This window comes from Paenibacillus sp. FSL K6-1122 (assembly GCF_037977015.1).
GTDB lineage: Bacteria > Bacillota > Bacilli > Paenibacillales > Paenibacillaceae > Paenibacillus > Paenibacillus amylolyticus.
In genome coordinates this window covers 419,992-438,765 of record NZ_CP150272.1, presented here as the reverse complement: position 1 = coordinate 438,765, position 18,774 = coordinate 419,992, and the positions used below count along the sequence as shown (strand labels likewise).

The window sequence follows — 18,774 nt, the reverse complement described above, 5'->3', positions numbered from 1 at the left end:
TTTATTCATGAAGAAATTATTGAAATGGCCATCATTTATGCTTGTCCTCATTCTCTCCCTTGTATTGTCAGGTTGTAGTACAGGTACAGATACACCTTCAGCGAGCGGTGGTGGTGACGCCGAGGCGAAAGGCACGATTGAGCGGATTAAGGAACGTGGCAAGCTCATCGCCGGTGTGAAATACGATACGAAGCTGTTTGGCTTGAAAGATCCTGCAAGTGGCAACGTTGAAGGATTCGATATTGATATCGCCAAAGCACTCGCCAAACAGATCCTTGGAGATGAGACCAAGGTCGAACTGAAAGAGGTCACTTCCAAGACGCGTATTCCCATGCTGCAAAATGGAGACATCGACATCATCATCGCCACGATGACAATTACGGATGAGCGTAAGGAACAAGTAGATTTCAGTGATGTTTATTTCGAGGCAGGCCAATCCCTGCTGGTGAAAAACGACAGTGCGATTACCGGCCTGGAAAGCCTCAGCGGGGTAAAAGTACTCGCGGTGAAAGGCTCCACATCCGCTCAGAATATTCGCGAGAAAGCCCCGGATGCTGAGGTGCTTGAATTCGATAACTATCAGGATGCATTCACTGCTCTCAAAGCAGGTAAAGGCGAAGCGCTGACCACAGATAACATCATCCTCATCGGTATGCAACAGACGGATAACAGCTTCCAATTGGTTGGTGGCAATTTCACAAGCGAACCTTATGGTATGGCCATTCGCAAAGGTGACACTGCCTTCGTGGAGGAAGTCAACGCGCTGCTCAAAAGCATGAAAGACAGTGGGGAATATGACACTTTACATGAGAAATGGCTGGGCGCGAAGCCCGAGTAACCCGAATTAAGATAGGTAAGCGGCGAATTCGTCTGCTGGATGCGAAGCATGAGCAGACGTAATCGCCGTTTCTACATCTGGAGAACGGAGGCTTCGCCTATATGGGCACATTGGATTTCAGCGTACTAATGCGACACTCGGATCGTTTTCTGGAAGGATTCCTGAATACGATTCAAGTGAGCATTATGGCTCTCATTGGCAGCTTTATCCTTGGCGCGATCCTGGCTATCTTTCGGATATCCCCTGTGAAACCGCTGAACTGGATCGGCACGGCTTTTGTGGAATTTATCCGAAACATCCCATTGTTACTGGTTGTGTTTTTCTTCTATCTTGGACTGCCTGCACTAGGCATCTCGCTGGATGGATTTGTCTCCGGTACTCTGGGTTTGACAATCTACACCGCCGCTTTCATTGCCGAAGCAATCCGAGCGGGCATTCAGACCGTGCCGCGTGGACAACTGGAAGCAGCAAGGTCTTCAGGTTTGTCCTATGTACAGGCCATGAACCTGATCATTCTGCCCCAGGCCATCAAGATTGTACTGCCGTCCATCGGCAATCAGTTCATCAATTTGGTCAAAAACTCATCCATTCTTGCCGTTGTCGCTGGTATGGATCTTATGTATTTTGCCGACCTGGTTAACTCGGATACGTTCCAGCCGCTAAGTGTGTACACCATTGTTGCGCTGTTCTATCTGGTGCTGACACTACCACTCAGCTTCCTGGTGCATTATATGGAGCGCAGGTTTGGACAGAGCGATGCAGAAGCGCGCAGCACCAAAGGCAAACCGAAAAAGAACAAACCGACAGGTCAGGTCACCATGTAACAGATTGACTTGTACCTGCGCAGATTTTAGGGAGATATATTGGCTTGTCCATGTGGTTTAAATGAGTACTGGATCGTCTGTGTTTTGCTGGCATTGGTGATCATGTCACAGTGCATATTGTAATTCACTGCTACGGTGCTTGAGTTGTTTTATACACAGTCCATGCCCCATCTATTGATCTTCGATATTCCATTCCTGCACACAGAAGGAGGCTAATAAAATATGGACTTTAGCGGGGCCTATGCGTGGCCCAACCTTCGTTTCCTGCTTCATGGATTCCTGATTACCCTGCAGGTAGCAGGGCTATCCATTATATTCAGCTTTGTGCTTGGCACTGTGCTGGGTACGATCCGATTTACCCGTATCCCTGTTCTGTCACAGATCGTCGCAGTGATCGTGGATACGATCCGGAATCTGCCGCTGCTGCTCATCATTTTCTTCATCCACATGGTACTTCCGCAGCTCGGGATTAAAATGTCCGTCTTCTGGTCCACAGTTGTTGGACTTAGTCTGTTTGAAGGCGCGATGATCGCCGAGATCGTCCGTAGCGGTCTGAAGTCTGTTGAGCGCGGTCAGGTGGAAGCTGCCCGCTCCTCGGGCCTGAGCTACATGCAGACTCTCGGTGGCATCATCATGCCACAGGCGCTACGCCGCATGTCTCCGCCGATGGTCAGCCAGTTCATCTCACTCCTGAAGGATACTTCACTGGCGATCATCATCTCTCTGCCGGAGCTGATGCACAACGTGCAGATCCTTGGCGGTCAAAGTTTTGATTACATTATCCCGGCCCTGCTGCTCGCAGCCGTATTGTATTTTGTCATCAACTACGCGTTGTCCATTGTCGCAAGACGACTTGAGGCACGGATGAATTGAATGACTGAATGAATGAAGCGCTGAGAATAAGGCATGAGATAATACGAAACATGAAGGAGCATGACGGAACCGAGACCCCATGATTGATCAGATATGAAGAAATGAACTTGAAGGAAAGAACCTAATAGATGAAAAAAATGAAAGCGCCCCAAAGGCTCCAAACCCACCTATGCAGTCGATTTGGAGTCTTTGGGGCTACATTTATGCTCATCAATTCACGAGCTTCCCACGCATTTCTAACGAACTGAGGGAAGCTTATTTAGCCTTTTTCGGGACATTTCCTAATCTAACGAATCGTAGACGCTCTATTCTTCCGATTCACCCCGCTTTTACCCCCTATTACAGGGTTTTGAGTAAAATAGCTTCACTGAGATTCGTTACATTTTTCATTTCAGCTTATATTCCCGAATTAGACGCCTCAGGTTCGTTAAAACTTACGCCACCACCGCGAATTAAATAAACACCCACTCCCACTATTAATGATTCACCCAATTCGCCCAATTCGTCCACAATCAGATCATCCGCTAGATCGCCGCTCCGTTGTGACGTAATTCCGCCTGTAACAGCGCGATCGGCAGTTCCACCGGGTCCAGCTTCATCTTCACTGTTAGTGCAGCCGCTGTCCCTGCCGCCTCCCCGGTAGCCATACAGCTTGGAGTCAACCTTGTCGTTGCATGCGCCTCATGTGTGGTGGAGATGCAGCGTCCTGCCGCCAGCAGATTGCGGATATTTCGAGAGATCAGACAGCGATACGGAATATCATATGCTCCATCTCCCTCTATAAAGGCAGCCACAACGCCTTGACCCGAAGGGTCATGAATATCAATCGGATAACCACTTCTGGCAATCACATCTTCAAATTTTTGTCCTGCAACCACATCAGCCTTGGTCAATGCGTAATGACCTATAATCCGTCTCGATTCACGGATACCAATCTGCGGTGCTACTGCCGATATCGAAGCCCGTTCGAATCCAGGCACATCACGCTGCAAAAACTCAGCGATCATCAGCACCTGCTTCCGGCCTTCCTGTTCCGCAGAGGTCAGATCCTCGGCATCTGTCGCATCAAGTCCCTGTACCCGGGTACAATTAATCAGCACTTCATCCTCTGCCGGTCCGGTAAAAAACAACACCTGGTCGCGATTAATCGGCACACCTGCTTTTTTCCACTGGGAATAGAAACCACTCACCCCGGTTAACGGAATGCTGTCCAGTTCAGCAAAGGGAGTTTTCACATAGAAATCCTCCGGGTGCTCCAGCATGTATTGTTTCACTCGTCCAAGATCCACACCACGCATACGGAATTTCATGGTCATCGGCTGGGACTGATGGTCGCCGTCTCGTCCCTTTACCACGGAAGCACCCGCAAGATAAGCCAGATCCGCATCCCCGCTTGCATCTACGAATACGTTCGCCTGGAACTCCTTTCTTCCAGACTTGTTGGTCACTCGCACCGCTTCCACCCGATCCTCTACAACGACCACCTCGTCCACAAAGCTGTGCAATAACAGCCGGACACCTGCCTCCTGTAACATCTCTGCTGCAACCACCTGAAAGATGGCTGGATGGTACGGCGTGACGGTATGAACAAATCCAACCGTATCGCGCAGATGCCCCGGAGAGCCGCCACGTGCCTGCAAACGATCTACAATCTCCTGCGCAATACCTTTAATAACCTGCTCACCGCGCTCCGTATGGAAAGTCATCCAGGGATAGACCATAGCGGCGGTTGACATCCCGCCCACGAATCCATATCGCTCCACCAACACTGTTCGTATACCCAGTCGTCCAGCCGCAATGGCTGCCGCTATACCCGCAGGGCCCCCTCCCACAATAACGACATCTGCTTCTTCCTTTTTCATGCTTATCCGTTCACGCAAATGTTGTCCCTCCTTCGTTCTATTGCACGTATTACACGGCTTACTCTTTCAGTCCCGTCATGGCAACCCCCTCAATAAAGCGCCGCTGTGCCAAGAAAAAAACAATTAACAGTGGCAAGGTTGCCATGACGGTGGCGCTCATCAGATATTGCCAGGCTGTACCCACTTCATCTGTAAACAGGGATAATCCAAGCGGAAGCGTCATTAGATCACGCGAGTTAATGAAGATCAACGGATCAAAAAACTCATTCCAGATCGTCACAAACGTAAAGATTGTCAGCGTAGCCATACCCGGCTTGGCAATGGGCAGCATAATTCGCGCATATATCCGGAATCGGTTGCAGCCGTCCATCATCGCCGCTTCCTCCAGCTCGGTTGGCACCGTAATGAAGAACTGCCGCATCACAAAGATGCCAAATACACCACCCGCGCCAAAGATCGGCAATAATATTAGCGGAAGATGGGTATCAATCCACCCCAGCTGCCGCATGAACAGAAACATCGGAATCGCCGTCACCTCATGGGGAATCATCATCGCACTCAGCAGGATGAGAAATACCACATTACGTCCTTTAAACGGAATTTTGGCGAATGCGTAACCGGCGAGGGAAGCAAAAAATACTGTTCCTAGCACAACCAACGCAGAAATATAGATACTGTTCCAATAAAAACGGTGAAACGGAATCAATCGAAAGACATCGATATAGTTCTGAAATCGGAATGATTCCGGTATCCACTGCGGTGGATAGGTGAATATGCTCTGGGGTTCCTTGAACGATGTCGATATCATCCAGATAAATGGCACAATCATAATGAGGGAAATCAGAGTCAGCAACAAATACGTCCCCAGAGTACTTCCTATCTTCCGCCCCGAAGGACTAGGCATCGCCTTCATTGAATACCCACCTCTTTCGGAGCTGCCATTGCAGCAGCGTCAGAATTAGCACGATAAAGAACAGTACATATGCCAGAGCAGAAGCATAGCCAAACTGAAATAATTTGAATGCTTTTTCCCAGATATAATAAACCAATACCTTTGTACTGTTGCTCGGCCCGCCCTGTGTCATCACATAGATCTGCCCGAATACTTTGAGTGAACCAATCACAGTCATGACTACGGTCAAAAACACGGTTGGCGTGATCATGGGCAGTGTGACGTGAAAGAAGGTTCCCCTCTTGCCCGCCCCGTCTAATGTTGCCGCTTCGTACAGCGAACGCGGTACCTGCTGAATGGCTGCTATGAACAGCACCATGTTCAGACCGACATTTTTCAGCACACTTGTCACGATAATCGCTGGCATTGCCAGATCCTGATTGTAAAGCCAGGCCGGACCCTTGATGCCCAGCATCAACAGAAGCTGATTAATCAATCCCGACTCTGTCGCATACATCAGCTTCCACACGATGGCCCATACGATCAACGAGGTCATGACCGGAACAAAGATGGCGGTTCGGAAAATTCCGATACCCCGCAGATTTCTGGACAGCAACAACGCGAGCAGCAGGGCGAGCACAATATTAAGCGGCACCAGCCCTGCTGTGAAATAAACCGTATTGGCAAGCACTTTCCAGAACATCGCGTCTGTCATAATATTCTGGTAATTCTCCAATCCAATAAAATGATGATCCCCCAGCAGCGGCCAATCGGTCAGGCTCATGTATAACGCGAGACCCATGGGAAATAACAGCAGCAGGGTAAACCCAAGCACCATCGGCGATACAAACAGCCAACCTGCGATCTGGGCCTCTCTGGCGAGCGGCCCCCCTCTTTTGCGCTTACGTGAATGGGTCAATCAGGCCTCCCCCTTTTAATAAAATTTCCTCCGAAGCTGAACTCTGTGACGATTCTATATAAGGTGAACTATACATTTACACAAGAACGTAGAGGACAGAAAAAACCTGAAGAAGCGAAGTGGTCGCCTTTATCCCCGGATTTCCCCTTTATATATGGGATTCAAAAAAAATCTGGGGATAACAGCGATCGGAAGGTTGTTCTGGCATCGGAGTGGCAAGTGTAAATATTCTTTAGTTCAACTTATATAGTCCGAACGGTTCAGACTGTCCACCGCATTGCGGAACCCGTTCACAGCCCTTCGCAGCTGTTCCTCCGTGTTGCCTGTCACGACCGCCCCAAGCATGATCGCCTTTACCCCGGTATCGCGCAGCACCCGAACATCCTCCGGCACCAGCTTTCGCTGGGAAGGGACCAATACCGGTATCTGAGCTTGCAGGACCAGACGGCGATACTTAAGCACATCCGCGAAGCTGAGCGGTGTACCATATTCTTTTCCAGGTACAATGGATGCCTCCAGAGCGGTAAAGCCGAAGTGCGCTGCTGATGTTACGAGGGAAGCATCATATTCTTCATTGATCGCAAACGTTGGGTCCAGCCCCAAGTCATTCAACATGAAGGAAGGCAAGTGATGTGCATAGATGGAATAGAAATCAAAACCCAGCCCGGAAAGTCCCTCCACATCCTCCCTTTGTGCTCCATCAATACTGCCAGAAGGTACGACCCCTAGCGGACCACCAAACTCACTGCGGATCGCCCGAAACACCTCGGCGTACATGTCCAATGGACCAAAATGATTCCCGCTGGCGCGATGACCGACATTATAATGCACCTTCAGTGCATCAGCGCCCTCTTCCATGGCTGCCCGAGCCAAACCAATATCATTCTCAGGCAGGCTGATCACCAGCGACAGTGGTTTCTGTTCAAGTAATTCTTTGAATTTGCCCATTGTTCTCACCTCCGGTTTCGATCAAATGACTTAGGGTTGCAACACGCTTTGGATCTCTTCCTGCATTTGTTTCAGGTTATCCTCAGCTGTCGCAGTCTTTGCAAATAGTCGGTCAAATCCCTGCAATACCGCATTGTCGATATCCTGCCAACGGATATGACCGGGGATTAAGCGCGCTTTTGGCATTTCATCAATGACCGCCTGCACGATATGCTCTTTGCTCGGATTATTCGGCTGAAGAATGAATGCATCTGAGTTCAGAACAGAGGTACGCGGAGGCACAAAGTAGGTGGCTGTCGCCTGAATCCCCTGCTCACTGGCAAAATACTTCAACAGCTTCTTCGTTTCCTCTGGATGTTTGCTGTCGTTGAACATGGCATATCCGGCCTGCCCCAGCATCGGCACACTGCCTTGAGAACCGGAAGGCATAGGAGCGATGCTCCATTCAAAATCCGTAATTTCTCTTGCTTTGGAAACATAGCTGTAATTATCAAAGAACATGCCCACATTACCCGCATCAAAGCTGACCTGTTCGCCCGCCTTCGGGTGTGATTCATCGGTGAACATCATGCGTTCCAGCAATTCAAAGGTCTGTACGCCATAGGCATCGTTCCAGGTGAACGTTGTCATGCCTTCGTCGAATGGACCGCTTCCATTGGACCAGGAATAGGAGGATAGCACCGCCCAGGTCTTCCAGTCGCGAAAAAAGTTGGCACCATAGACTCGGTTGGTCGCATCCTTGCTGGTCATGGCTTTGGCGGACTCTTCGAACTGTCCCCATGTCCATTGTCCTTGGGTGGCAAGTGTGTTTGGATCAGTCAGGCCGGCCTTGTCGAACAGCGTTTTATTGTAAAACATGACCACCGGAGGTGTAGAAAAAGGTAGTCCCAGCAGTTGATCGCCATCACGGAACAAATCCAATGTACTTGGAATATAATCATTCAGCTTAAACTGTGCATCATCCTTGAACTCGGATACATCGGCCAGAATGTGGTTGGACTTGAATTGTGGCACCATTCGCTCCGATACCCAGGCGAGATCGGGAAGGGAGCCTCCGGCGGCAAGCACCGAAATTTTTTGCTGGTATTCTGCGAAAGGTACGGATTCCATCGTTACTTTGATGCCTGGATTTTCCTTTGTGAAATTATTGATCAACTTGTTGTACACATCCATATGCGCCTGATTGCCCCACATCATGAACTTCAGCTCAACCTCTCCATTCTCTCCGCTTGAACTGCCAGATTCACTGCCGGAATTGGAGCTTGTGCACGCGATTGAAGCCATCATCATGAGTATAAACACCAGTATCAGTCCTGCTTTTTTCATGGAAATCCCCCTTATGGACGTCATGGTATACATGTGCAACCAAAGTATAACGAAAGCATCGTTCCCCCTGAAATCACGTCAACTACAGAAATGGTATGGTTTTTCAAGAGATACTGAATCGGTCTCGATATTCTCCTGCGGTCCATCCCACCTGCTGCTTGAACACCAGCATGAAGTGTTTGGGGCTCTGATGCCCGGATAACCGTGCCACATCATAGATTTTGAGACCCGTGTTGATCAGCAACCACTTGGCCCGCTCCATACGTGCCTCCGTGATGTATTCGGAATAATTGATGCCTATTTCGTTCTTGAACAATTGGCTTAAATAAGTAGGGTTCAAGTTAACAAGATCGGCTATCGTCTGAAGTCGCAGATCTCCATCGGGATGTTGCTTGATGTGCTCCTTCACATCTCGGATAATCTTCCGTGTATCTCCACCAGCGTGTTCTGTTTTGCCAGATGGCTCAGGGATAGAAAGAGTTGTAATACCGTATCTGCGATCCAGCAGCAATTGAATCTTTTGTATGCATAATGCCAGTTCATAACGATCGATGGGCTTCAACAGGTAGTTCAACACCCCGAACTCCATCGCTCTGCGTGCATATTCAAACTCGCCGTAGCCGCTAATGATGAGCATTAGCAATTCAGGGTACATGTCTCTTGCTTTGCTTACCAAAGTTAGTCCGTCCATTTCACGCATGCGGATATCCGTGATTAACACGTCCGGCACCTCACATCTCAGAAAATCCAGTGCTTCGGTACCGCTCGACGCTTCGCCCGTTACCTGAAACTGAGAAGACACTTGTACGATCAGCTCCCTCAGTCCCTGACGGATGACCGTCTCATCCTCTACAAGCAATACTTTATACATGCGCTTCAATCCCCTTTCGGTAGAAGTTGAATGGATATCGTGACCACCAGGCCCTGCCCGGGACTTCCATCAATGCTTAGGTTGCCGCCTTCCCCATACATGAGGCGAAGCCTCTGGGCGATATTGTTAAGCCCCAGACTATCACCGGCATGACAACGTAATGCCTCATTGGAAGGCTGTTTTGATATAGACTCATTTAACTCGTCAATCTTTGCCTGAGCCATACCCTTACCGTTGTCTCGTACACTAATCAGCAACTCGTGGTCGAATTTCAAGGCAGATACCCAGATTACTCCTCCATTTTCCTGCCCTTCAATGCCATGGTAGACTGCATTCTCCACCAGCGGTTGCAGTACCAGCTTGGGAATCAAATACTCGGTTATCGCTTCTTCGATGTCATAGATAATCTCTAACTTGCCGTTGTAACGGACCTGCTGAATGCATACATAGGATTGTACAAAAGCAAGTTCTTCTCCAAGTGGAACCATCCGGTCCACCTTATCAATCGTATAACGCAGCAGCTTGCCAAGCGCCGTCACCATGTCCGATACCTCAGCATGCTTCTGGCGAATGGCCATCATGTTAATGGACTCCAGCGTGTTGTATATAAAATGGGGATTCATCTGGCTTTGCAACGCTGACAACTCTGCCTCCCGCTCTTGAATGCCCAGCAGAAACACCTCATTGAACAGTCGATGAATCTCTTCCATCATTCGGTTAAAGCCCCGGCTAATCTGTCCGAATTCATCACTGCTGAAGTGTGATACACGCTGGCTAAAATCTCCCTGCTCCACCCGAATCATGTGGTGCTTCAGTCGAATCAGCGGCCGGGTGATACGATAGGATAACAGAACCGCCAGAATCGCTATACCCGCCATACACAACACTGCGAACCATATTGTAAAGGTGAGCATCTCACCCGACTCCTTTTGAATCACAGCAATAGGTGTAAGACTGATAACCGAAAGCCCGGAATAGCTGGAATGGTGTTGTACGTAGAGATAGGGCTGTCCATCCAGAACAACTTTTTGGTTTCCTGCATAGCTTTGAAGCTGTCCATGCATTAGCAACTGGTCGTACGCAGACATTCCTCCGGTTGAGGTCCGTTCGAACAGAAGACGCTGTTTGCTGTCTACAATCATCAGGCTTGCATCTTGCTCATAATTGAGATTGGATAACAGTTGACCGAAGGCCTCCAGCCGGATATCAATCAGAATGTAACCCAGTCGCTGGAGCGTACCCGGATCTCGAAGCACTCTGCCCACCGATATATACAATTCTTGCTGACCACCCGTGTAATAGCCGGGTTCATGCGGAGGAAGCAGGCGCCATGTCCCTTCCGAGTCTTCAAGCTCTGCAAACCAATCATCCTGCCTGCTGTCCCATACCGGCTTGACCGCCAGCGAATCGAGATTGGAGAACAAAATGCCGCTGTTGCTAATCAGATGAATTCCCCGAATCTCGGGCCGGTCATAAGCTTGACCCGATGTGTAAAGCTTCATTTTCAGATAATCCTCAGACCTCGCCCATGTACCCGACCCCATTGAAGCATTGTATTTGCCCAGAATGCCAAGCACCATCTGATCGTAAAGCGGCAAGAGCGACAACCGCTCAAAGTCCTTCAGCAATCGATTCAGATTGGCGTTAATCTGGCGAACCATATCAATGGTGAACTGTTCGGTCTTGCGATCCATCGTCTGCGAGAAATGCTTGTAGTTCATCACTCCCTGCAAACTTAGCGGCAGCAACGTCAGCGCCAGGAACAATAGGAGCAACTTGGTGCGCAGGTTTACGTTTTTTCCGAAAAAAATGCGTACCTTGTCCATCATTTCCGTTCATCCCTCCCTCTCCCGATCATTGTATGAGCCCCCTTCGCAGATCAATCTGGATATAACTGGGGTCATCATATCCAGTTTTAATGATCATCCGCTATCCTGCCAATCCTGGAATTGGTACGGAATTTCAAGTTATCCGCATTGATTTCAGGTGAACGCAAAAAAGCCGACTGTATCGCTACAGTCGACTACGCTATTTCTTTAGAACACTAATTAGACCAAAAAACCGACTGCATTATGCAATCGGTTGTCTGTTCCTGAGATGGCTTTTATATTTGAATCGATTATATTCATTAATAAGCTCGTCCAGTACCATGGACTGTCGGAGGACTTTGTTGTCCTGCATGCCATGATTCTCCGCCAAACGACTCAACTCTTGCCTGTTCCGTTCGATTTTATCTGTGATCTGTACCGGTTCACTCACAGCATGCACCCCCTCTTTGTATAACATTTTAGGATACATTGCCAAAAAATTCATATTTTATTCCTTTGCAGAATAAAATATTTATTTACATAGAGATACTTTCAACATCAAGCAATTTGCATAGAGAGTTGACGTCTCTTCTTTTCTACAAGATGTGGGCAAAGAAAATTATAACATGTCTACATATCGTATTCGAGAATACGCGAATCCTTTACCGTTAAAGTGCGTTATGGACATATTATCCATTTTACCCTAAGTATCTCTCGCACCTTTCTCTCACGAGAAGTTAATAAATTTATCGAAAAGTAATCTATTTGTATAGGTAATTTTCATCACCGTTCTGCATACCAAAATAACGAAGTCTGTAGCCCTCTCGATAACGAGCACGTAATGGATTAATGAAGGAGTCATTCTCAAACTCAATGTAACCTGTTAAATAGAGCAGGATCAGATATTCCTCAAAACATTGATTGCCAAGAGTCATCTCACTCTCTTCCATCCCATAAAATACATCGATCTCAAGAGTTAATAGAAGAGAAAATCCTCGCACAGTGGATCTGATTATCCATGCAAATTCCAGTGGCTCATGGATATCTTCATCCTTGTTCAAGCTAATTAATTGCTTGGTTCCCCTCTCATCCTTAAATACATAAGCTGCAACCGCCTGATCAAATCCGGCGTATGGGTCGTTGCATAAGTCGGAGAACTCTTCTAAATCCACCTTCTCAGCGTAGTATTTCTTGGTTAGTCGATCATGAATTTGCTCTAAAGTGAATGGATTAGGAAGGTCCAACGTTATATATTTGTCGTAAAGCTTCTGAATATCAATCTGCAATGATAAATCCTCTTTTCGTTATGTATAATAGAATTTTCAACTACGTTATCAATACAAAAAGGCTTACTTCCAATCTCGGAAATAAACCATTTTTAAACCTGATAATTCCCCTTAAAGACTATAAATTACCACCACCATGTGTAGTCGTAAGGGATGTTTCAAAAGGAATTCCATGATCAAATAAACCCAACTGGCTGACATTAACGACTAACAAACTAAGCAAGATGAAATAAACGATTTTCTTTTTTATCATAATTACGCTCTACCTCCATCATTATCTTTTTATACTGTTGTGCATGATCTGGAGTAGATATGTGTCTATATCTCTCATATAACGCTGCACAATGTATAGTCTCTTTTTGGTTATTAATTTTAACTGCTTCGTTCAAACAATATAAAAGTTGATTCATACCCTCAAGGTACTGACCACGATTAAGGTGATAAACACTTTGTCCAAGTAAAAATGTGATATAGATATCCGACCTGACCTGATCGGTGTAACCTTTTAATTTATCAATTTCCGAATAGATTTGGACACTGAATTTATGAAGTATTTCATTGATATCTTGGTTGAATTTATTAGCCACTTCCAAAATATTTGTCATAGCAGGGAGCACTTCTGATTCGTTTATTTCGATAAAATCAACGTATGCTGGCAAAATACTCAGATCACCCATCATTAATTTATAGACATATGTGTTCGCTTCTGCCCAAACCTTAAACTTAGATATATACATTCGATCTTCTTCATTAGAATTATGAATATTCACTACATCTGTATAAACCCCTGTATAGTAAAGTGCTTCTTCATATTTTCCCAGCCCCTCACAAGCAGCAGATTTAAGTAGATTTGAGTATGCTCTATATACAAATAAGGGGTATGCGGTTAACCGTTCACTTTTATCAATTTTTTTCTTTGTATATAATTGTAAAATTTTAGTTTTCTGATCCAACTCATCCGAAAGGGAAAATAACTTGTCCCAGTATCTTAGAGCCAAGTATGTATTCGCCAGGTCTTTTATCGCATCCAGTTGCCGTTCCTCATCCAGCCGATTAATATATGGCTCAAAATGCACAGCGGCCCGCAGGTTATCATGTTGATTCTGACCGAGAGATAACGTGAAGATGCGATACTGGCACAGAGCCAGACGTTCCGAATGTTGGTATTTCTCACACTCCGCCACACATTCGTACAACATCCGTGCAGCCTTCGTCTGTCCACGTTCAAGCATGCCTTCGGCCATCTCAAACAACTCCGAGATATACGAGCGATCATCCGTCACTTCCTGGATAACCTTATGAATACATTCCAGCTTGTCCAATTCAGCACAGCGTTGCAGGAATGGTTCCAGTCTCCTCCAATGAGGTGCCGATTCCACGAAACATTCAGCCCCATAAATCTCGTAGAAATACCCCTCTTCCAGCTTCATGCCTTGGGTAATCAGATCCAGTTGCGCCATAGCGATGGGCCGAGTCCCCTTAATAATTGCGCTAAGCGTTCCAGCGTTAACTCCCGATATATCGGCAAAATACTGCAGGGTGTACCCCTGTTTCCTGATGTAGTCCTCAATATATGAGCGTATCGTAGTTGTAGGTTCCATGTATCCCACCTCCACAATGAAAATCCATAATTTTGAATTTATATGATAAGCACAATTTTAATCCTAAATTTTACAGCGGTCAATAAAAATCGTGGCAATTCCCTTCACATTTATGCAAGGAGGCCTCGCTGTTCCTGCTTATAGAAAAAATCCATTAGAAGAATCCGTGAGAACGTGATACATTTAATCCAACTTATATATCCTACTATTTCAATAGGATTATACGACACAGATACTATCAATTCAGTTCGAGGAGAAGGTCAGATGAAATTTGCCTTGTTTAGTCTCATGATGAATCTGCCTAATGCCGTAACCGGGGAAGCTCTGACAACTCAGCAGAAATTTCACAATATATTAGAGCAAGCGAAGCTGGCTGAACGACTGGGATTCGATGCCTATGGGATCGGTGAACGACACGGTGCGCCTTTTCTATCTTCCTCGCCACCTGTCGTATTAACCGCAATAGCCGCAGCAACCACACGCATTCGGTTACTAACCACCGTCACTGTTCTTAGTATACTTGATCCAGTCCGGGTTGCCGAGGATTATGCCACGTTGGATCAATTATCGGGCGGACGGCTGGAGATGATCATCGGGAAAGGCAATGACCCTCGGCACTATCCGCTGTTTGGCATAAGCGAAGAGGAACAATGGGACTCACTCGATGAACGCTATCATCTGCTAAGACGGCTGTGGTCTGAAGAGAATGTAACCTGGCAGGGAACGTATCGCCCTCCGCTTGATGGAGTGACCACGTGGCCCAGGCCGCTTCAGCAATCCATCCCAATCTGGCATGGTAGCGCGTCCAGCACGGTCTCGACGGAACTCGCTGCCAAATATGGCGAGCCGCTCTTTACGTCGAATTCTTTTCACCCGCAAGCCAAATACAAAGCGTTAATTGATCATTATCGGGAACGCCTCGATTTTTATGGTCATGATCCGCAGCAAGCAGTGATTGGCTCTGGTGCCGGCAGTCTCTATCTTGCGGATACCGGTGAAGAAGCCATCCGCCGTTATAAGCCATATTATGAAGCGTTCCATGCCACCGCCGCCGCACAGCATAACCAGTCGCCCTTCACCGATCTGGAGGATAACATTGCACGAGGTCCTGCGTTAATCGGCAGTCCGGAGCAGATCATTGAGAAAATTCTGGACTATCATGCCGCTTATGGACATCAGGTGCTGAGTATCAGCGTAGATGGACTGACGCATAGCGAGCAGTTGGAGCAAGTGGAGCGTTTTGCCAAGGAAGTTGCCCCTGTATTACGCCGCGAACTGCCCAGTTCGGTATGGAATGAACCCCCGGTGTTAACCCAGCACTCATCCTTCCATTCCTCTAGTGTTACAGATTCGTGGCCCACAGCCATCTCACCTATATTCCAGGTCTAACAATCTCCCACGTACAATATACATGTGCTCCTTCCAGGGTGATTCCTACGAATCGCCCTCTTCCCTCTTCCTCCCATTTGTATCGCGACTATCCCTATATCTACTTGGACTGAATACCTTCAAACAATGAACTGAGCAACACATCTACAAACGCATCCTCCATCGCTTCACCCGTTACTAACATACGATAAAACACCGGCCCATAGATCAGATCAATGTATAATCCAATGTCCGTCCCACTCATTAATTCGCCGCGCTCCACACCCTTCTCCAGAATTCCCCGAGCTTCACGCCGACGTGGTTGGATGTACCTTGTACGGTATTCTTCGGCGAGCCCTGCATCCGACTGCCCTTCCCCAATAATCTGTGTAATCACTTTTCCTTCCCGACTGGTCAAAAAACGAACCAGATTACTCGCATGTATGCGTATATCCTCCAATACCGAGCCTGTATCCGGCACTGGCAATCTTGCCGTTGCAGCAGACATATATCCGTCCATGATGACAGCGCCTTTATTCGGCCACCATTTGTAGATAGTGGCTTTGCTCACCTGTGCACGTTCAGCAATCTTCTCGATTGTAACTGCCCCGAATCCGTGCTCCAACAACAACTCATACGATGCTGTAAGAATGGCATTCTGGGTTTCCATGTTACGTGGACGTCCTCTTTTGGCAGTCATCTTGAACCCTCCTGGATGTATAAAATATATTTAATCATCAGTATTTTTCATAAAAACGATACGTTCATTATACTAAACTGCCATGAGTACACACAATTCCATCCTACGCTCACCTTTTTATCCTCATTAACTTTCTCATTAAAATATGTAGAGCCTATTTACAATACTGTACGTTTAGTTTATTATATATTTGTAATTAGTATACACACCGTTTAGTAATTAATGTTTTTAAATATCACCTGTTTATTGGGAATATCAATTTAGAAATGTGGAGGATGATTATGATGGATATGAGACAACAAGTGAAGAAGGCACCTGTGCCCACCTGGATTATTTTTTTGCTGGCATCCGCTTGTGGATTGATCGTGGCAAACCTGTATTACGCTCAGACCGTTATCGGTCCGATCAGCATGACAACGGGTCTGTCTTCTGCCGCTGCCGGATTGATCGTAACGTTGACTCAGATTGGTTATGTCATTGGTTTGCTGTTTATCGTGCCGCTCAGTGACATTACCGAGAATCGACGCCTGGTCGTTCTTTTCCTCATCGTACTGGTTGTTGCCCTGATTGCTGCGGCTTTCTCACCTACAGCTGTTGTATTTCTGACTGCCTCTCTGTTCATTGGTATAGGTTCTGTTGTCGCTCAAATTCTGGTGCCCTATGCGACATATCTTACTTCCGAGGAACAGCGCGGACGGGTTGTAGGCAATGTAATGAGTGGTCTACTGCTTGGTATCATGCTCGCTCGTCCTGTCGCAAGCTTTATCACCAGCCTCTTCGGATGGCAGACGGTCTTTGTATTCTCCGCCATTGTCATAACACTTCTCATGCTGCTCCTATCACGTGCTCTTCCTGCTCGCCAGCCTGAACCCACCTTGAAATACGGGCAATTAATCGTGTCCTTGGGCACACTGTTCAGAACGATGCCGCTGCTGCGCCGCCGGGCGTTCTATCAGGCCAGCCTGTTTGGTGCTTTCAGCTTGTTCTGGACTACGGTTCCGCTCAGGCTCGCTAACGATTTTGACATGTCACAGCAAGGCATTGCCTGGTTCGCACTGGCTGGTGTCGGAGGTGCTATTGCCGCTCCTATCGCCGGGAGACTGGCTGATCGCGGACTAACACGTATTCTGACGGGTGCTGCCATGGTGATCGCTGCTGCTTCGTTTGGTCTTGCTTATGTGTTCCAAAGCCACTCCACGTTGGCATTGACCCTGCTTGTGATCGTGGCGATCACACTCGATATGGCTGTCTCGGGAAATCTGGTGTTGGGTCAACGCATCATCTATTCGTTAGGAAGTGAAGCGAGAGGACGTGTGAATGGCATATTCATGTCGATCTTTTTTGTTGGCGGTGCGATTGGTTCATCCCTTGGAAGCTGGTCTTATGCTAACGGAGGCTGGAATCTCACAACGCTGATTGGCATGATCATGCCGCTGCTCGCTTTGGTGTATTACTTTACGGAAAAGAAAGCTGCCGTTATCAGCAAACATATATAAGTGCATGTTCAAAAAGGTCGGTTTTCAGTACCGAGAACAACCTCTATAACAATTCTTTCATATATAAAGAAGGGCAGAGTGATCTCTAAAGATCCGCTTCTGCCCTTTTCCCTTATTTCATGACACTAAATTTTTTGGTCGCTGCCCTAACTTGATCATCCTCGCCCCATACAATGACACCTACCACTTTGGTAGCTTCCAATTCCATCGAAGCAATCTCAACTGCATATTGTTCAAAGGCATTGTTGAGCGATTGGCCTGTCTGGGAAAAAACAACATGGCTCAGTCCCCCGCTGTCATCTGAGCAGAGTTTGGCCAGATTGATCAGTTGATTCTCCCCGGCCTTCAGAATGACAGTGCTATATCGGATGCCCGCATGCTGAACGCCGCTATGATCCAGCACAGGTTGATCAGAATATAACCCCGGCTCATTCAGGGCTGCTTGTCCCATTAACAGGGCAGCCACATTAGCGGCGGCGCCAGGTTCCAGATTTTTATCCAGTATAATAGCAATTCTTTTCATATGACTGTATTCACCCTCTGTGTATTTTGTGTAAAACATACCCATGGCATATTGATTCCCTCACGCAATACTTTGTAGGTCACAAGCCCGTAATGATCAGCGCATAGCTGATTCGTGAGCGCAATGGACTTCTCCGTGTTGTGCATGACCTTCCTGCAAGCTTCAGGGTTGGACGATACGGTGCTGTTCTCTCTATAGGTTGTATCAAGTTCAGATAACAAGTATGTGGTTGCTGGATGATGATAGATAATATCGATCTGATCGGGACATACCGCATGGAAGCCGGATAGAACCAGCGCAGGAATTTTCTCCACAAAGCTCTCAGACACCGCTAGTTCAGAATCCATGATGAAGCTGTTGAGCTTGGGATACGCCCCGGGGACCAGTAAGCAGGATATGATCCCTGATCTCAAGTCTTCCGCAGCCGCTTCAAATTCAGGGTATGGCTTGATACGTTCCGAGTTGCCTAGCTTTTTCGCGATATGCATGCTGCAAGTCAGGAATCCTTCATCGTCTCCCAGTGTTCCCAGTATGGCATATTTCTCTTTAACGATCTCCATTTATTTCTATTTCCTCCTTTTTATTTCTAATCCGCTAAAGATCGTATACCAAAAATTTCCTATTGTCAATTAACACTTT

General features: G+C 47.1%; 18 protein-coding genes. 5 read left to right on the top strand and 13 right to left on the bottom strand.

Features of this window, described 5'->3' with window-relative positions; translation table 11 throughout:
• The first annotated feature begins 7 nt into the window (after window positions 1-7).
• The 3 genes from NSQ20_RS02075 to NSQ20_RS02065 all read left to right on the top strand — a co-directional run bounded on the left by NSQ20_RS02075 (window position 8) and on the right by NSQ20_RS02065 (window position 2,535).
• Window positions 8-838, top strand: coding sequence for a transporter substrate-binding domain-containing protein (locus NSQ20_RS02075; protein WP_036673119.1), 831 nt, complete (start codon window positions 8-10; stop codon window positions 836-838).
• Between the two features lie 101 nt (window positions 839-939).
• On the top strand, window positions 940-1,662 hold the full coding sequence (locus tag NSQ20_RS02070; protein ID WP_076253897.1) for an amino acid ABC transporter permease: 723 nt from the start codon (window positions 940-942) through the stop codon (window positions 1,660-1,662).
• A 222-nt stretch (window positions 1,663-1,884) separates the two neighbouring features.
• The gene (locus tag NSQ20_RS02065) at window positions 1,885-2,535 is read left to right on the top strand and encodes an amino acid ABC transporter permease (RefSeq protein WP_036673117.1); all 651 of its coding nucleotides are present in this window, start codon (window positions 1,885-1,887) and stop codon (window positions 2,533-2,535) included.
• A gap of 524 nt (window positions 2,536-3,059) precedes the next feature.
• Here the strand turns inward: NSQ20_RS02065 and NSQ20_RS02060 are convergent.
• The 10 genes from NSQ20_RS02060 to NSQ20_RS02015 all read right to left on the bottom strand — a co-directional run bounded on the left by NSQ20_RS02060 (window position 3,060) and on the right by NSQ20_RS02015 (window position 14,048).
• Window positions 3,060-4,397, bottom strand: a complete 1,338-nt coding sequence (locus NSQ20_RS02060) for an FAD-dependent oxidoreductase (protein WP_076319622.1) — start codon at window positions 4,395-4,397, stop codon at window positions 3,060-3,062.
• 58 nt (window positions 4,398-4,455) lie between these two features.
• Window positions 4,456-5,310, bottom strand: a complete 855-nt coding sequence (locus NSQ20_RS02055; protein ID WP_340031714.1) for a carbohydrate ABC transporter permease — start codon at window positions 5,308-5,310, stop codon at window positions 4,456-4,458.
• Window positions 5,294-6,208: a sugar ABC transporter permease gene (locus NSQ20_RS02050; protein ID WP_340031712.1), complete on the bottom strand. Its 915-nt coding sequence runs from the start codon at window positions 6,206-6,208 to the stop codon at window positions 5,294-5,296. The genes NSQ20_RS02055 and NSQ20_RS02050 overlap by 17 nt, the downstream gene beginning before the upstream one ends.
• 237 nt (window positions 6,209-6,445) lie before the next feature.
• On the bottom strand, window positions 6,446-7,156 hold the full coding sequence (locus NSQ20_RS02045; protein ID WP_340031711.1) for a hypothetical protein: 711 nt from the start codon (window positions 7,154-7,156) through the stop codon (window positions 6,446-6,448).
• A 30-nt stretch (window positions 7,157-7,186) separates the two neighbouring features.
• The gene (locus tag NSQ20_RS02040) at window positions 7,187-8,482 is read right to left on the bottom strand and encodes a sugar ABC transporter substrate-binding protein (RefSeq protein WP_340031710.1); all 1,296 of its coding nucleotides are present in this window, start codon (window positions 8,480-8,482) and stop codon (window positions 7,187-7,189) included.
• A gap of 103 nt (window positions 8,483-8,585) precedes the next feature.
• Window positions 8,586-9,353, bottom strand: coding sequence for a response regulator (locus NSQ20_RS02035; protein ID WP_074093192.1), 768 nt, complete (start codon window positions 9,351-9,353; stop codon window positions 8,586-8,588).
• 5 nt (window positions 9,354-9,358) lie between these two features.
• Window positions 9,359-11,182, bottom strand: a complete 1,824-nt coding sequence (locus tag NSQ20_RS02030; protein ID WP_340031709.1) for a sensor histidine kinase — start codon at window positions 11,180-11,182, stop codon at window positions 9,359-9,361.
• A gap of 241 nt (window positions 11,183-11,423) precedes the next feature.
• Window positions 11,424-11,612 carry an aspartyl-phosphate phosphatase Spo0E family protein gene (locus NSQ20_RS02025; protein WP_036616818.1) on the bottom strand — a complete coding sequence of 63 codons (189 nt, stop codon included), beginning with the start codon at window positions 11,610-11,612 and terminating at the stop codon, window positions 11,424-11,426.
• A 310-nt stretch (window positions 11,613-11,922) separates the two neighbouring features.
• Window positions 11,923-12,447: a pyruvate kinase gene (locus NSQ20_RS02020; RefSeq protein WP_340018994.1), complete on the bottom strand. Its 525-nt coding sequence runs from the start codon at window positions 12,445-12,447 to the stop codon at window positions 11,923-11,925.
• 215 nt (window positions 12,448-12,662) lie between these two features.
• Window positions 12,663-14,048 (bottom strand): helix-turn-helix transcriptional regulator, encoded by a 1,386-nt coding sequence (locus NSQ20_RS02015; protein ID WP_340031708.1) that lies wholly within the window; start codon window positions 14,046-14,048, stop codon window positions 12,663-12,665.
• A 264-nt stretch (window positions 14,049-14,312) separates the two neighbouring features.
• Here NSQ20_RS02015 and NSQ20_RS02010 point away from each other — a divergent pair, with 264 nt between their 5' ends.
• A complete protein-coding gene (locus NSQ20_RS02010; RefSeq protein WP_340031707.1) occupies window positions 14,313-15,437 on the top strand; it encodes an LLM class flavin-dependent oxidoreductase in 1,125 nt (374 codons plus the stop codon).
• Window positions 15,438-15,537: 100 nt separating this feature from the next.
• Here NSQ20_RS02010 and NSQ20_RS02005 read toward each other — a convergent pair whose 3' ends face one another.
• Window positions 15,538-16,116 carry a TetR/AcrR family transcriptional regulator gene (locus NSQ20_RS02005; protein ID WP_340031706.1) on the bottom strand — a complete coding sequence of 193 codons (579 nt, stop codon included), beginning with the start codon at window positions 16,114-16,116 and terminating at the stop codon, window positions 15,538-15,540.
• 281 nt (window positions 16,117-16,397) lie between these two features.
• Here NSQ20_RS02005 and NSQ20_RS02000 point away from each other — a divergent pair, with 281 nt between their 5' ends.
• Window positions 16,398-17,612, top strand: coding sequence for an MFS transporter (locus NSQ20_RS02000; protein WP_340031705.1), 1,215 nt, complete (start codon window positions 16,398-16,400; stop codon window positions 17,610-17,612).
• A gap of 112 nt (window positions 17,613-17,724) precedes the next feature.
• Here the strand turns inward: NSQ20_RS02000 and NSQ20_RS01995 are convergent, their stop codons facing one another.
• Together NSQ20_RS01995 and NSQ20_RS01990 are read right to left on the bottom strand one after the other, a co-directional pair.
• Window positions 17,725-18,135: a DUF2000 family protein gene (locus NSQ20_RS01995; protein WP_047840412.1), complete on the bottom strand. Its 411-nt coding sequence runs from the start codon at window positions 18,133-18,135 to the stop codon at window positions 17,725-17,727.
• Window positions 18,132-18,695: a hypothetical protein gene (locus tag NSQ20_RS01990; RefSeq protein ID WP_036673091.1), complete on the bottom strand. Its 564-nt coding sequence runs from the start codon at window positions 18,693-18,695 to the stop codon at window positions 18,132-18,134. The genes NSQ20_RS01995 and NSQ20_RS01990 overlap by 4 nt, the downstream gene beginning before the upstream one ends.
• Between the last annotated feature and the right edge of the window lie 79 nt (window positions 18,696-18,774).

Bases quoted from the DNA above. Each gene is read 5' to 3' on its own strand.
- NSQ20_RS02075 (WP_036673119.1), top strand. From the start codon at position 8: ATGAAGAAATTATTGAAATGGCCATCATTTATGCTTGTCCTCATTCTC.
- NSQ20_RS02070 (WP_076253897.1), top strand. From the start codon at position 940: ATGGGCACATTGGATTTCAGCGTACTAATGCGACACTCGGATCGTTTT.
- NSQ20_RS02045 (WP_340031711.1), bottom strand. From the start codon at position 7,156: ATGGGCAAATTCAAAGAATTACTTGAACAGAAACCACTGTCGCTGGTG.
- NSQ20_RS02010 (WP_340031707.1), top strand. From the start codon at position 14,313: ATGAAATTTGCCTTGTTTAGTCTCATGATGAATCTGCCTAATGCCGTA.
- NSQ20_RS02030 (WP_340031709.1), bottom strand. From the start codon at position 11,182: ATGATGGACAAGGTACGCATTTTTTTCGGAAAAAACGTAAACCTGCGC.
- NSQ20_RS02065 (WP_036673117.1), top strand. From the start codon at position 1,885: ATGGACTTTAGCGGGGCCTATGCGTGGCCCAACCTTCGTTTCCTGCTT.
- NSQ20_RS02015 (WP_340031708.1), bottom strand. From the start codon at position 14,048: ATGGAACCTACAACTACGATACGCTCATATATTGAGGACTACATCAGG.
- NSQ20_RS02000 (WP_340031705.1), top strand. From the start codon at position 16,398: ATGATGGATATGAGACAACAAGTGAAGAAGGCACCTGTGCCCACCTGG.
- NSQ20_RS01995 (WP_047840412.1), bottom strand. From the start codon at position 18,135: ATGAAAAGAATTGCTATTATACTGGATAAAAATCTGGAACCTGGCGCC.
- NSQ20_RS02035 (WP_074093192.1), bottom strand. From the start codon at position 9,353: ATGTATAAAGTATTGCTTGTAGAGGATGAGACGGTCATCCGTCAGGGA.
- NSQ20_RS01990 (WP_036673091.1), bottom strand. From the start codon at position 18,695: ATGGAGATCGTTAAAGAGAAATATGCCATACTGGGAACACTGGGAGAC.
- NSQ20_RS02040 (WP_340031710.1), bottom strand. From the start codon at position 8,482: ATGAAAAAAGCAGGACTGATACTGGTGTTTATACTCATGATGATGGCT.
- NSQ20_RS02055 (WP_340031714.1), bottom strand. From the start codon at position 5,310: ATGAAGGCGATGCCTAGTCCTTCGGGGCGGAAGATAGGAAGTACTCTG.
- NSQ20_RS02005 (WP_340031706.1), bottom strand. From the start codon at position 16,116: ATGACTGCCAAAAGAGGACGTCCACGTAACATGGAAACCCAGAATGCC.
- NSQ20_RS02060 (WP_076319622.1), bottom strand. From the start codon at position 4,397: ATGAAAAAGGAAGAAGCAGATGTCGTTATTGTGGGAGGGGGCCCTGCG.